This is a genomic window from Hominimerdicola alba (assembly GCF_900112155.1).
Classification (GTDB): Bacteria; Bacillota; Clostridia; order Oscillospirales; family Ruminococcaceae; genus Hominimerdicola; species Hominimerdicola alba_D.
The window spans coordinates 1-15,309 of record NZ_FOKQ01000001.1; the positions used below are offsets into that span (position 1 = coordinate 1).

Annotated in this window: 8 protein-coding genes; all 8 read left to right on the plus strand. The window is 47.4% G+C overall.

Going from position 1 to position 15,309, the window contains the following annotated elements; all coding sequences use genetic code 11:
- Nucleotides 1-345: 345 nt before the first annotated feature.
- The 8 genes from BM265_RS00005 to BM265_RS00040 all read left to right on the plus strand — a co-directional run bounded on the left by BM265_RS00005 (nucleotide 346) and on the right by BM265_RS00040 (nucleotide 15,200).
- Entirely contained in the window at nucleotides 346-1,230 is an 885-nt protein-coding gene (locus BM265_RS00005) for a fibronectin type III domain-containing protein (protein ID WP_242940732.1), read from the plus strand.
- Nucleotides 1,231-1,351: 121 nt separating this feature from the next.
- Nucleotides 1,352-4,156, plus strand: coding sequence for a VirB4-like conjugal transfer ATPase, CD1110 family (locus BM265_RS00010; RefSeq protein ID WP_081358312.1), 2,805 nt, complete (start codon nucleotides 1,352-1,354; stop codon nucleotides 4,154-4,156).
- A 53-nt stretch (nucleotides 4,157-4,209) separates the two neighbouring features.
- Entirely contained in the window at nucleotides 4,210-5,892 is a 1,683-nt protein-coding gene (locus BM265_RS00015; RefSeq protein ID WP_074959442.1) for a hypothetical protein, read from the plus strand.
- Nucleotides 5,892-6,164, plus strand: a complete 273-nt coding sequence (locus BM265_RS00020; protein ID WP_074959443.1) for a hypothetical protein — start codon at nucleotides 5,892-5,894, stop codon at nucleotides 6,162-6,164. Before BM265_RS00015 ends, BM265_RS00020 begins: the two co-directional genes overlap by 1 nt.
- Nucleotides 6,161-6,535 carry a hypothetical protein gene (locus BM265_RS00025; RefSeq protein ID WP_074959444.1) on the plus strand — a complete coding sequence of 125 codons (375 nt, stop codon included), beginning with the start codon at nucleotides 6,161-6,163 and terminating at the stop codon, nucleotides 6,533-6,535. The genes BM265_RS00020 and BM265_RS00025 overlap by 4 nt, the downstream gene beginning before the upstream one ends.
- Nucleotides 6,532-12,534 (plus strand): SpaA isopeptide-forming pilin-related protein, encoded by a 6,003-nt coding sequence (locus tag BM265_RS00030; protein ID WP_074959445.1) that lies wholly within the window; start codon nucleotides 6,532-6,534, stop codon nucleotides 12,532-12,534. Before BM265_RS00025 ends, BM265_RS00030 begins: the two co-directional genes overlap by 4 nt.
- A gap of 69 nt (nucleotides 12,535-12,603) precedes the next feature.
- On the plus strand, nucleotides 12,604-13,155 hold the full coding sequence (locus tag BM265_RS00035; protein ID WP_242940733.1) for a hypothetical protein: 552 nt from the start codon (nucleotides 12,604-12,606) through the stop codon (nucleotides 13,153-13,155).
- Nucleotides 13,143-15,200, plus strand: coding sequence for a DNA topoisomerase (locus BM265_RS00040; RefSeq protein WP_242940734.1), 2,058 nt, complete (start codon nucleotides 13,143-13,145; stop codon nucleotides 15,198-15,200). The genes BM265_RS00035 and BM265_RS00040 overlap by 13 nt, the downstream gene beginning before the upstream one ends.
- Nucleotides 15,201-15,309: the final 109 nt, after the last annotated feature.

Consider the following 15,309-nt stretch of genomic DNA (forward strand, 5'->3'; position numbering starts at 1 on the left):
GAGCCGGCAGTCGGCAGGAATTATTACCAAGGGGCATGACCTCGCAATGGAGCTGCGCCGACGCCCTGTTATGGATAGGCAGAACGAAGGAAGTTGGGACTTCACGTGACGAATGATCCCGTTGGACAGAGGAGGTTTGCTGCCGTAACGGATATGGGTCGCATCAAGGCTGTCAAAACAGATCTCTCAAGACGTTTTGTTTGCTATACCCTGATAACGTTAAATCCGGCATTCAATGCTTTGGATCATCCATAACTTGGTTCATTTCTTGAACATAACTTTATGAAATACTGAGATTTCGCGAGTATTTACGAGATTTTACAAGATATTTTGAGGAGGTAAATATTGTTTTATGAACCATTAGCAAAATATATTATCGAGGCACTCCTTGCAGGGACGATAGCATTATCTTCTGTGGGAGATGCCGCACCAAAAGCACAGGTAAAGCCGGTAAAAGAACCGAAGCCTGTGGTTGCTGTTACCGACCTGAAAGCAAGCACCATTTCGGTGTCAACTATCAAGGTCGAATGGAATGCCGAAAAAGACCGTGACTACTCAATATATTGCTACACGGAAACTGCTGGCGAGTATGCCGACAATATGTATTTCGAGTTCCGGGGCAACGATATGTGCTACATAAACGGGCTTCGTGAAGGTACGGAATATGAGATAACCGTGACCCCCGAGCTGAAAGAAAATGAGGATAAGGACACCAAGCTCAAATCACAGAAGGTCACGGCGCACACCGAGACCGTTGAGATTATATGGGAGTTTGAGCCTATCGACGGCTGGACAAATGCGTTTGCGGGTGAACCTGCGAGTGGACTTAAAAATATGCCTGCATCGGGAGCTATTTACGGTAGCATTCCCGACCCCGTGACTCATACAGGAATAAGGCGAGATCAGTATGGCGACTACTGTGCTGCGCTCGGACTTCACTTCGGTCTTGATAATGATAGGTACCTCGTGGAGCTTCTGGACGGAACACAGTTCACCGTAAAGCAGTGCGACAGCAAGGGCTGGGCTGATGACGGCGAAGGCAAGTGGCACTGGTTCGGCGGCGAGGGCAACGGAAAATGTATCATAGAGTTTATCTATGACGACGCAAGCCTGCCGTCCTGTGTAGCATACAGCGGCTCATGGGGTTACTGGAATTGGTACGGACTTGATCTCGGCAGTAATATAAAGAGCATCAAGAAGATCAACTACGGCGAGCCGATAGAATACTAAGGGGGCGATAGAGATTCCTACTAACAATGACAGTTCGAGGGCGGAGACAACAACTACTAAGTTCACTAAGACTACCGCAAAAGCAGAAACATCTGCGCCCGAAACAACTACTACGACAACGGTGACAACTACTGCGCCGATAACATATACTTCTCCGCAGAGTTCCACCGATAACATAAATACGGAGGGATATGCAAATGAACAGACCGGAATACCGCAAATATCTACCTCGTATCCGCAGACAACGTATTCCGGCTATTCCGAAGCTACATTTGATGAAAGTGAACCCACAGCGGAAGAAGATATTTCCACGTCAGTTTCATCGGAAGGAGAAGTGAGCGAACCTTCGGAAAGCATAGCGGATACAGAGAGCGTGATAGAAACATCATCGCTCTCGGAGAAGCCTGTCATAACATTGAATGCAAAGCAGGCACAGGCGTTTACGCTTATTGCGGCGGCTTTCGGTGTGATGATCGCTGCGACCGTTATTGCAATAAAGGTGCGCGGTAAGAAAAAGAAGGAGGAATCCGACCTTTCTGCGCTCACAGCAAAAGAGCGTGACGAGATACGTCTGCGTGAAGAAAACAAGAAAAAGCCAAAAGAGAAGAAGATCAAGAAAAAGAAATCTGTACCGAAAACCGTACAGAAAACTCTGCCGTACCAGATGGTGTGCGATGACTACATTTTCAAGGTCGATGATAACAAGTATTCAAAGACCTATCAGTTTGAAGATATCAACTATCAGATTGCCAAGCAGGACGAGCAGGAGAGCATTTTCTTAGGCTATTGCAGCGTCCTCAATTCTTTTGACACCAACGCCGATATTCAGATCACGGTTCACAACAACAGAGTGAACAAGGCTGATTTTGAGCGCATGGTGCTCATAAAGCACAAGGGCGATGGCTACGATAATTACCGTGACGAGTACAACGATATGCTCATTGAGAAGATGGAGCAGGGGCAGAACGGTATCATCAGAAACAAGTACATTACTGTCACATTGCAGGCGGCGGACTTAGAGAACGCCCGAAGCAAGTTCAACACGATAGATTTGGATCTGCTCAATGCTTTCAAGAAGGTCGGGTCCAACATAAAGGCACTTACTTCTAACGAGAGAATTAATCTCTTGAAGGATATATTCCGTAATGTTGACGAGGTTATCCCCGAGCTGACGGACAAGCATTTCAAGCGGCAGGCAGAACGAGCCTACTGCTGCCCCGATTACATGGAGTTCAAAAAGGACTACTTTATGTGGGGCGACAAATATGCCCGAACTATGTTCATAAAGGATATGCCCGCATCGCTCAAAGATTGTATGCTGACGGATATTGCGAATACCAATTTGGACGTTATGATCTCGGTGAACATAACGCCTGTTGACCCTTACAAAGCACTGAAAATCGTAAACCATCAGTTGACTTCCATGAGGGCGAACAAGCTGCAAGCCGAGAAAAAGGCGATACAGTCGGGGTACACCTCGGACGTTATCAATGAGGATTTGAAACACAGCCTTATCGAAGCCGAGGAACTGCTGGATGATCTCCGTTCAAAAAATCAGAAGATGTTTTTGGATAACATCATAATAATGGTTACTGCAAAAGATATGGAGGAGCTGGACTCAAATACCGAGGCGATAGAATCCGTTGTGAGAAAGCATATCTGCTCGCTGTCCACGCTGAAATTTCAGCAGGAGAAGGGCTTGCAGAGCGTTCTGCCGCTGGGTAACTGTACGCTGAAAATACGCAGAACGCTGACAACCGAAAGCACGGCGGTGCTTATGCCGTTTTCAGGCAAGGAAATAAACCACAAGAACGGCAAGTATTACGGTCTGAACGCATTATCAAACAATATGATACTGTTCGACCGCTTGCAGCTTAAAAATCCTAACGGTTTTATTCTCGGTTCTCCCGGCAGCGGTAAATCATTCTCGGCGAAGCGTGAAATGCTCAATGTATTCTTGGCAACCGATGACGATATTATCATCATCGACCCCGAACGTGAATATACAAACCTTGTTGCGGCATTGAACGGTGAAACGATATTTGTTTCACCGGCAAGCAATAATTTCATCAATCCGCTGGATATGTCGAAAGACTATTCCGATGATGAATCTCCGCTTGTAATGAAGTCGGATTTCATACTTTCATTCTGCGAGTGCCTTGTCGGAAAGCAGGGGCTGACAGCCAAAGAAAAGGCTATCATCGACAGATGCCTGACGATGACATACGGCGAGTATCTCATCAAGTTCGACCCCGATAAAATCCCGACACTGATGGAGTTCTATGAGAATTTGAAGGCACAGCCCGAAAAGGAAGCAAAGGGACTGGCACTGTCATTCGAGCTTTACATCAAGGGAAATCTTAACGTATTCGCTCACAAGACTAATGTTGATGTTAAAAACCGTGTCGTGTCCTACGATATAAAGGACCTCGGCAAGCAGCTTAAAACGCTGGGTATGCTTATAGTTCTGGATTACGTCTGGAACAGAATCACCGTCAACAGAGCGCAGGGCAAACGTACATGGATCTATATGGACGAGATCTACCTTTTGTTCGCAAATGAGTATTCTGCCAACTTCCTTTACGAGCTTTACAAGAGAGCGCGTAAATGGGGCGGCGTTCCTACGGGCATTACTCAGAATGTTGAGGACTTGCTGAAATCGGAAACTGCTCGTTCTATGCTTTCCAACACTGATTTTGTTATGATGCTCAATCAGGCGACTTCGGACAGAGTTCAGCTGGCAAAGATTCTGAACATTTCGGACAATCTGCTGTCCTACGTTACTAACTCGGATAGTGGTCAGGGTCTTATCTGCTGCGGCGGCTCTATTATTCCGTTCAGGGATAAGTTCCCGAAGAATAATTTGTACCGCTTGATGACCAGCAGCTTCAATGAGGTATCAGAATACAACAATAACAAGGGGTGATCTGAATAGAGATAAGAACGCAGAAGGCGCGTGATACTCCCGAAAAGAGTATCGTGCGTGACGGTATAGAAACGAAGAAATCTAAGGTCGGCGTAGCTAATCGGTATCACATAAAATCCGTAAAACGAGGCAATATTCAAACCTCTTTGGGCGGCAAAGAATTGGTGCTTAAAAATCCTAACGTCAACCGTGAGGAACGCCTGCGTCAGCTACGGGATATTGACCGTCGAAAGGATTATTTCAAGAGCCGAAAGCTGAGGTTTGCCCGAAAGAAATATATCACCGCAAAAGGCGAGGAAGAAAGCCCAAACAATATAACTACTGTCCAAAGTGCTTTGGAGGCGGCAGGCGGTGTCGTTCAAAGCGGCGGTGCTATCCGTACCGCTGTGGGCGGCACACGAAATACTGTAGGCAGGATACAGACCGCCGTAAAAAATGGTGTAAAGGTCGGTTCGGTGAAAGATGTCGGGCGCACTCTCGGCGGTGCGGCAGCTGCTGCAAAAAATGCAGCATTTGGTTCTGTGAAAGAAACAGGTCATTCGCTGCTGAAAACAAAGATCGACAAGAGTACAACAACCGATACCGGAACGGAAGCAATAAAACAAGGGCTGACGGATATTCGCTATGTGGATAATGCCCGAAAAGCTATCTACAACACGGCACAGGGCGGCATTAAAACTGCTCGTTCTGTCAGGGAAACAAAGCAGACTGTTGGGCGCGATGTGCAGAAGATTCGGGAAAAGATAATCAGAAAGCATAGGGCAAAGCAGGCGGCAAAAGCTAAGAAAACAGGCAAGGCTGCCGGGGCTGCGGCGAAGAAAACTGCAAGTGCGGTCGGCAAGGTCGTCACCTCAAAGGGCTTTATCGTTGTGGCTCTGGGCGGAGGTCTGCTGCTTCTTATCGTCACCCTGCTGAACGGTTTTCTGTCGGTGATATTATCTGCTATCAGTTCAATGCTGTCTTGGGCGATACCGAAGGACGGCTCAAATCAGTATGATTATCTTCAAGCCTATCACGTTCAGGTGCAGGCTATTGAAGCCGAATTGCAAGCGAATATCGACAGTGAGCTTTCTTACACACCTGAATATCGCTATGACGGCAGTGAGATAACGAGCCTGAAGCAGTGGGGAAATACCACACTCTCGGTTGATGAAAACGCTGTTATAGCGGCTGCGGCTGTAAAGGAGTTTCAGAACGGAAACGATAAAATATCCGATGAAACGATAGCAGAGGTGATCGAGCATTTTTATTCTTTCACTCATTCTACGGAGAACGGGTACTGTCCCGACTGTGATTGCATGAAAGACGAAAATACTGAATTGACAGCTGCCGCAGGCGATTTCTATGTATCGAATACCGCCTATGTTGCGAGCACAAACGAGTACGCCGTTTCTTTCCGGGGAACGTGTTACGAGCATACTTCATCGGTATGGACTGATCTGACAATGGCAATGACAGACGGAGGTACTATAACCGGAACAGCCTATGCGGGTGTCAGCGGCTCTGATTGGGAGGTCACTTACAATATCGGTGCAGACGGTTTTAACAAGATTGACTGGACGGATATTACGATAAAAGCAACAACCATATATTGCAACAATCCCGACCACACAATTTATTACGGCGAGGTCACGAATATCGACGTTGAAACGGGTCTTGCTTCTATGGGCTTTACGACCGAACAGGAGTCTATCTTCTGGACGTACTATGCTTGTCTGGAGAACGGAGGATTTTGATGTTTAGTAATTTCAAGAGAATGAAAAATGATATATCCCGGATAGACCTCTCCGCCGTGCAGGACAAGCGTGATGATGAAAAAGCTGATAAGAAATTCATACTGGCGGTCATCATAATATCGGTGCTGGCACTGGTCACTCTTGTTAGAGCGTTCTATGACCCGACAACGAGAGAACAGATATTAAATCTAAAGATCAGTGCTTTCGATATTATCGTTTTCACTGTGGCGGTGGTCGGATATATTTTCATAAAGAAAAGAGGGAGAAAATGACGGATAAGAGCGAAAGGCTGTCGGAGCGTCTTGTTAAGGTCCGGGAGAATATCGAGGACAGCAAGCGCCTGATAGCGTATCACAAGAAAATGCTGAAAACATATAAACGCAAGGACAGGGAGCTTTCAGATAAGCTGGAGCGTGAGAAGTTCAACGCTCTGTACAAGACCGTCCGTGACGGCGGCTGTGATATTTCGGCAATAAAAGAAGCAATAAAGAACGGTGAGTTTTCTTCGGATGGCGGTACAGCGGACAGTGAAATCGCTGCACCCACGGAACAGAAAAACGAAGAGGAGGGTCTGGGCGATGCTATCGAAATTCCTCAGAATAACACCGATTTTCATAAAAACAGGGAGGATAAAAACTCATGAACAGTAAGATAAAAAATGTGTTCAAGCGCGGCGTTTCGGGAACGCTCGCAGCTATGGTCGGGCTTTCAACGCTTGCGACTTCCGCATCTGCGGCAAGTTCGGACATCAATATCGGGTATACATGGGATAGCTCGGTGAATCCGTCGATAAGCGTGAAGAAGTCAGCCAAAAGCGGAGGCGTGTCGGGTCAGTACATTAAGTCGGGTGAACAGATATGCCGTTTCGTTCCCTCATCGGGGAATGATTGGGCGTTTTGTATCGAGCCTGCGAAGTCTATGCAGGGTACACCCTCCGGCACTTGGTACACGCAGTACGGCTTCACCGAATACGATACTTTCAATCTCTCGGACAAGTTCAAGGCAGATGCTACCGCCTACTGGGATTCCCTCGGCGGTACGGACGGCGATATTGCGAAGTATATGGGGCTGGTACAGTATTACGGTTACAGTTCGCATAAGAACGGCAACTACTATGCCGCAACTCAGCTCCTTATCTGGGAGATAGTTCTCGGCTATCGCGGGCATACACCCGAGACATTCGGAACCTGCTCGGATATTCTGTGGAACGACTTTACATATCCCTCGGGCGGCTGGTGTACAAAGTCGGGAGTGGAGAAGGCATACAATGCGATAGTCGCAGATGTAAAGTCCCATTACACACTCCCCGGCGTTATGGAAAAGAGCGCGGCACTTGCGAAGGACACCCCACACATTATGAAGTTCAAGACTGATAAAATGCGTTATGAAGCTACCTTTAAGATCAAGTCGGCTTTCATCAAGAAGGATGCGCTGGAGCATAATTACAGCACCTTCAAGAGTAAGCTGACCGAAATGGTAAAGTCGAGGTTCAAAGGAACTTACGGCACAGATTTTGGTATCGACACTTCGACCGATGGGGATTATACCGTATTTACCGTTTGGTCGAATGAGCGCCCTTTTACAAGCGCTTCAAGCGGCGGAGTTTACAGCACCTCTGCTATCGAAATGCAGATAATGAGCGGTCTTACGGAGAGTGAGTCGCTGTTTGCAAGCAGCAATTACCAGACCTGTCTTATCTCCACGAAGATAGATTCGGTCAAGGGATATACCGCTATTGGCTGCTACAATGAGCCCAATCTTACTGTGGAAAAGACCTACACCGACAGCGGCAACAATGCTATCACGGCTACTGCGCTGAGTGATCTTCTCGACAAAACGACCTTTGTTGTATCGACTACTATAAACGGCACGAAATATTATGTTGTCGCTGAACAGAAGGATTCCACATACTATTTCGTAAGATACACAAACAGCATCGTGAACGCTACGAAGTTCAGGACGCTGAATAAGACAAATAACAAGGGTACATTTACCGTGTGTGACCTGCCGACCTCAATGTCAAGCGGAAGAACATATACCGTTTCCGAGTACACTGTTCCCGACAATGATCGCTATGAGAAGCTCACAAAGTCGGTTTCGCTGCCCTCGCCTACATCGGATTTTACAAGCAATGCAGGCACGGGGACAGTAAAGCTGAATAACAATGAGGAAGGCTATGACGCAAAGGTCGGAACGGCTACGCTAGATAAGGTAGTTCACAACGGTGACGGCAAGGCGCTTTCCACCGACAATGCTGATGATATTAAGAAGCTGGCTGAGATATACAAGACCACAAAGTTCATCGTCGGCTACTGGGACGGAAACACCATGCGTTACCTTACAAATGGTTATCTTTCGGCAAGGGATGCTTTCAGCGGAAACCTTGCTGATCTCAATAATTTCAACGATACCGCTTACAAGTCCGGTGACGGAATGTATTACGCACCCACCAAGCTGAATAGTGAGCACAAAGTCGTTTTCGACAGCAGCAGAACTTCGACCGATATTTCTAAGGCGTATGTGTTTGACGCAGGATATAACTATTCGGGTTCTGACACCTGCGACTATTTCGGTCAGGTGTATCTGAACCTGCTGCCGCTGAACTCATCAAACGTTTCGCAGGAGATCGTATTTATCGAGGTGAACGGCGCAAAGGGCTACGGCTACGATGATGATATTGATGTATCAAAGGCTGTAAATCTCAGCACACTCGGCTCTGTTTTCGACAAGCGCGGCATAAGCGGCGTGATGAAGAACGATACCGCAAGCAGCTATACCGTTACCGATAGCGAGGGCGGTAAGTACGTTATTTCTTCGGGCAAGTATTATCCGATTTCGGGTAATAAGCTGGAGAGCAACAAGCTGCACTCGGATGCCGAGATCGTTAACGAGCTTGTGAACTATGAGCTGGTGCTGACAAAGAAGGACGATAAAGATACCGTGCTTTCGGGTGCGACCTATGGACTGTACAACTGCAATAAGAAGCTGCTGAAAACCGCGACAACCGGCGCAGAAGGTAAGGCAAAATTCAGCTACAACCTTATCCCGAACACCGACTACTATGTGCATGAAATTACCGCACCAGCCGGCTATGTTCAGGATACTGAGTATTACAAGATAAACCGCAGTAATGCTGTCGGCAACGATCTGGATACTTTCCAGAACTCGAAGCTCAGTGACTTCGGTTATGAGGTCAAGGACAAGCCTTATGAGCTGAAAATTGAACTGAACAAGTATGATGTTATCAATAATATAAGCATCGAGGGCATCACCTTCGATATTACCCTCGACGGCAAGCCTATCACTTCAATAACTACCGATGAAGAAGGTCGTGCAAGTGTTTCTGAGCTGCCGCTGGGTAAGCTGAACGGCGATACCTTTGAGAACGTCTATACCGTGACCGAGCGTGAGAACGACAAGTACATTATGCTCGATGAGGACGGCAACGCTTCAAGGGAGATAAAGATCGTTACAACTCTTGATGACATCGAGAGCAAGACGAATCCCGTAATCACTTACAGAGCCGATGTTCCGAATACTCTTCAGCTTGTGGACTTAAAGGTACACAAGAAGGACGTTTTCGACAACCCTGTAAAGGACGTTACTTTCGATATTGTTCCTACCGAGAATGTTGAGATAAACAACAAGATTATTCAGGAGAGAGGAACCGTTATCGGCACTATAAAGACCGATGCAAACGGTATCGCTTCTTCCAAGTATATCGAGTACGCAAGCGATGGTACGCAGGGCTATGAGAAGGTGCTGCCGATATATCCGAATTTCGAGTATGCGATAGTTGAAAAGTCTGCCCCCGAGCCGTATATCGTGCCGGAGAATAACGAAACGAGATTTACCGCTGTTTCCGAAAAAGCAGATACGCTGACAATTCCTCATGAGGTGACTATAAAGGACGATGTTCAGAACGGTATTCTCGATGTTTACAAGATGGACGATGGTACAAAGCAGCCTCTGGCAAACGCTGTTTTTGAGGTAAGAGCCGCTAAGGATTTCAGCATTGGCAGCAAGCAGCTTCACAAGGCTGGCGACCTTATCTGTACTATGACTACCGGAGCTGACGGTCATGCAACTTCGGGTGACGCTGAAATGTATATCGGTGCCGAGTACACGCTGACCGAGATACAGGCTCCCGATGGCTACACACTCAATTCCGACAGCAAGACCTTTACTTTCAACTTTGCCGGAAACGAATTCGAGTACACCAATCTCGGCATCGACTTCGACAACACCTCACAGCAGGGCAAGATCTCCGTTCGTAAGACTGGCGAGATTTTCAGCGCTGTATCTGCGCTGGGGTCTGCAATTTCTATTGACGAGGACGGCACTGTTCATGAGGCAGGCTACACAGTTTTCACTCCCCATTTTGAGAATGGATTCCTCGCTGGTGCTGAATTTGAGGTGACTGCGGCAGAGGATATTGTGACTGCTGACGGCACACTCAGAGCGCACAAGGGCGATGTGGTTGCAAAGATCACTACCGACAATAAGGGCTATGCGGAAACTCCGCTGCTGTATCTCGGTAAGTACACCGTTACCGAAACTAAGGCGGCATACGGCTATGTAAATGACTGCGAGCCGCAGACCGTCGAGCTGACATACGCGGGACAGGAGATAGCAATCAGAGATACAGTAAACACCGATTTTACCAACAAGTATCAGAGCGTGAGCGTTCATCTCACAAAGTATATGGAACACGATGATACCTATGGCGTAGGCAGCAATGCGGACGCTAAGAACGTAGTATTCGGTCTGTATGCAGACGAGCCGCTTGTTGCTGAAAACGGTTCTTCAATTCCAAAGGACGGGCTTGTGGATTATGCAAGCGTTGGCGAGGATATGACCGTGAGATTTGGTCAGAAGCTGCCTTTCGGAAGATACTACATTCAGGAGATAAGCACCGATGACAAGTATGTCATCAGCGGTGAAAAGCATATAGTGACTTTTGAGTACGCAGGACAGGATACCAAGGTAGTGGATATTGACGGCGGCACCTTTGAGAATGAACTCAAGCGTGGGTCGGTCAAGGGCGTTAAGGTTAATGAGCATGACGAGCCGCTTTCGGGCGCTGTGTTTGGTTTATTCAAGGCTGATGTAGCGGAGTTTACAGCGGATACCGCTATTGTAACTGCGACTTCCGATGAAAACGGTAATTTCGGTTTTGATGAAATTCCTTACGGAAAGTACATCGTGACCGAGATAGCTGCGCCTGCCGGTTACATTTTCAGCGACAGGAAATACGATGTTGTTATTTCCGAAAATGAGCAGGTGGTCGAGATCACCACTATAAATTCGGCAACACATCTGAACGTTTCCAAGAAGGATATTTACGGCAATGAGCTTAAAGGCGCTTCGATGCAGATACTCGACAGCGACGGTAATGTCTTCACCGAGTGGGTGTCTGATGGTACGATCCATACTGTGACCAATATCCCTGCCGGCAGCTATATTCTGAAAGAGATTGCAAGTCCCGATGGATTTGTTATCTCGACCGGGATCAAGTTCTCGATTGACGAAAACAACGTTGTAACAGTTGAGAACGTTGACGCACTTTCCACTGACGAAAACGGCAATTCTACCATTACTATGGTAGATGACACAACAAAGGTTCATATCACAAAGCTCGATATTACCGACGAAAAGGAGATAGCAGGCGCAGAGCTTCAGCTTATTGATAGCACCGGTACTGTAATCGACAAGTGGACAAGCACCACCGAAGCGCACATCATAGAGGGACAGCTTATCTCGGGCGGCACCTACACTCTTCACGAGGAGGTTTCTCCCGACGGATATGTAGTCGCAAATGATGTTACATTCACTGTTTCCGATAACGGCAGCATTGATAAGGTCGTAATGTATGACGATACCACAAAGGTACGCATTTCCAAGCGTGACATCACCAATGATGAAGAGCTTGCGGGCGCGACCTTACAGATCATTGACAAGGACGGCACAGTTATAGAGGAATGGGTTTCTACAAATGAAGCTCATTATATCGAGGCTGTACTGATTTCAGGCGAAACCTATACTCTGCATGAAACTGTTCCTGCTGACGGCTATGTTATCGCAAACGACGTTGAGTTTAGCGTGAACGAGGATGGCAGCATTACCGAGGTCGTAATGTATGATGATACCACTAAGGTTCATATTTCCAAGCGTGATATTACCACCGACAAGGAGCTGCCCGGTGCGACCTTACAGATACTTGACGGTGATGAGATCGTCGAGGAATGGGTAAGCACTGATGAAGCTCATATAATTGAGGGCAAGCTGATAGTCGGCAAGGAGTACACTCTGCGTGAGATAACCGCGCCAGACGGCTATGAGATAGCACAGGACATTACCTTCAAGGTGAATGAGGACGGCTCTGTCACCGAGGTCATTATGTATGACGAGCATTCTCCAGAAGAGGACTCTCCCCATGATGACACACCTCATGACGATACTCCGCACAGCGATACACCTCACGATGATGTACCGCATTCTGACACACCTAGCAGTAATCACACCGATGTAAGCAATCCCCATACCGGATCTGCTGTAAAGAACACCGCTTTTGCGGGAATGGCACTGGCACTTATGGTTATGGTGATCTCGGCTGTAAAGCGCAAGAACGTTAACGAATGATAATATTACGGATACCCCTGCGGTACTTGCCGCAGGGAGCTATCCCACTTTTGAAAGGAAAAATATATGATGAGATTTATTGCATTAACCAATAAGCTGACCGACGCGGTATTCGATTTCTGCATGGAGCAGGACGAGTGCAAATATGAGTATATGGAATCCGAGGTAAGAAGTATGCTCGATACCGTTTTCTCGGAGCTTAGAAAGATCAAGAACGGTGTTCTGCCCGTGACCGTTATAAACAATTATGACCTCACGATCAGGGGTGAGAGCGAAAGGGATTATATGCCCGATGATGCCGAGAACAACAGCGTGCTCAGCTGTGAAGCAGTACACCTCGCTACTATCCAGATAGATATTAGTGCTACCGATGACGGCGAAAAGGTCATCGAGCGCAGCTATGATATTATCTATGACGTAAACGGAGATGTCGTTATCCCCGTGTATTCGGTTGCTGTTTCCGACCGCGATATGACTTCCGTGTACCGTGTGGAATGCGATTACATAGAGGGTTTCAGCACGATAGACTTTATGATCGCTCTCGGAGTTCAGCTTGCCGACAGGCTCAGGAACGCAAGGGAGTTTCTCGGAAAGGTGTGTGATTTCCCGTGTACAGATTGATACTTTGCGAAAAGCCCTCCGTCGCCTTGGCGACCGCCTACTGCGTGGGTGCGACCGATAAGGTATCCGACGGCAAGCGCTTTTACTGGCAGGGCAACGGATATATCGTCACTAATGCCCTCGGGCATTTAGTGGGCATCGGTGTTCCCGAGGATTACGGCTACAAGAAGTGGTCGCTTGCCGATCTTCCGATGATTCCCGATTTCAAGCTGTTCGCTCTGAATGGTTACGGTTCTCAGATAAAAATGCTGAAAGAGCTTATGAACCGTGATGATGTTACCGAGATCATAAACGCCTGCGACGCTGGGCGTGAGGGAGAGTGCATATTCAGATATATCTATGATTTTGTTGGGTGCAAAAAGCCAGTAAAGAGGCTGTGGATAAGCTCACTGACGGACGATGCAATCCGTGAGGGAATGAACAATCTGCTTGATTCTTCCGAACTTGATAATATGTTTGCTGCGGGTTTCGCAAGGGCGAAATCCGACTGGCTGTTCGGTATAAATCTGTCAAGATATTTCAGCCTTATTTCGGGTCAGCACCACAAGTCCGGCAGGGTGAAAAATGCTGTGCTGAATATTATCGCTGAGCGTGAAGCGCAGATAGCGGCTTTTGAAAAGAAGCCGTATTTCAAGGTGGTACTCGACAATGGTGCAGAGTGCGCCCGTACCTTTGATTCAAGAGAGGAAGCCGAAGCGGTTGCCGGGAAATGCAATGGCAAAAATGCTGTTGTATCCTTTGTGGTCGCTGAGGAAAAGAAAGAAAACCGACCCCTACTGCACAGCCTGACTTCATTACAGCGTGAAGCTAATGAGGTCTATGGCATGACAGCGGCAACTACCTTAAAAGCGGCGCAGAGCTTGTATGAAAAGAAACTGCTGACCTATCCGAGAACGGATAGTAATTGCATTTCGGAGGATATGAAGCCGCTTGTTACAAGCATAGTCAAGTGCCTTTCGGGGTATGACAAGGCAAGAATTGATAAGCTGCTGGCGCAGGGGCTGAACCTCGACAAGCGTGTGGTGAACAATTCAAAGATTACCGATCATCACGCTATTGTTCCGACAAATCTTATCGGGCGGCTGAAAGATACTGAGCTTTCCGAGCCTGAAAAGAAGGTGGTCGGTCTGGTAATTGAGAGGTTTTTATCTGCGTTGGACAAGCCCTATACCTATCTTGAAACGAGATATGAGTTCGAGGTCGAGGGTGAGATATTCAAACTGACCACAAAGAAGCCTATTGAATTAGGCTGGCGGCAGTACACGAATATGAAGGACGAGCCTGTTTATCAGTATGCTGAGGGTGAAACAGTTTTTATCGGAAATGCCGAGGTGCGCGACTGCGAAACTAAGCCGCCCGCGCACTTTACGGAGGCAAGTCTGCTTGCTGTCATGGAAAATATCGACCGCAGGATAGACGATAAGGAACTCAAAAGCTACGTCAAGGAGCGTGGCTTGGGAACGCCTGCGACAAGAGCGCAGATCATTGAGGGGCTTATCTCTGCGAAGTACATTGAGCGCAAGAAAAAGCTGCTGCTCATAACCGATTTTGGAAGAAAATATAACAGCGCACTGCCCGAGAACATCAAGTCGGCGGAGCTTACTGCACATTGGGAGCAGATGCTTGCGGACATTGAGCAGGGCAAGTGCGGAGAGGAGGATTTTATGAACGAAATAATCAAGAATGTAAATGATGTTATCGCAAATGACGAGGTGGCTATCGAGCCTGCGGAACAGCCTGCCGAGATCGGCAAGTGTCCCTGGTGCGGCAGCCCTATAAAGGAAGGTCCGAAGGCTTTTTACTGTTCCAACGGTGAGGACTGCGATTTCTTCATCTATAAGCACGATAAGAGAATCGGCAGGAACTATAAGGCTTCGGAGATAAGCGAACTGCTGGCGAACGGTAAGGTAACGCTTCGTAATTGCACTTCAAGTAAGGGCAACAAGTATGCTGCTGTATTTGAGCTTGATGACAGCGGTGATTATGTCAACCTCAAGTTTGTGGAGTATGCAAAGACACGAAGACGCAAGTCGAAGGAGGAGTGATGATGACGTACCTTCGGGTACGTTATCCCACATATCTATTTTACCTCATCATTTTTTTAGTCAATAGGTATTCAGAAATCATACAAGAAACCAAGATTCAAGGAGGACG

What these genes read in the sequence shown, in the direction of transcription:
- BM265_RS00020 (WP_074959443.1), top strand. Translation starts at nt 5,892, where the DNA reads ATGTTTAGTAATTTCAAGAGAATGAAAAATGATATATCCCGGATAGAC.
- BM265_RS00025 (WP_074959444.1), top strand. Translation starts at nt 6,161, where the DNA reads ATGACGGATAAGAGCGAAAGGCTGTCGGAGCGTCTTGTTAAGGTCCGG.
- BM265_RS00030 (WP_074959445.1), top strand. Translation starts at nt 6,532, where the DNA reads ATGAACAGTAAGATAAAAAATGTGTTCAAGCGCGGCGTTTCGGGAACG.
- BM265_RS00035 (WP_242940733.1), top strand. Translation starts at nt 12,604, where the DNA reads ATGAGATTTATTGCATTAACCAATAAGCTGACCGACGCGGTATTCGAT.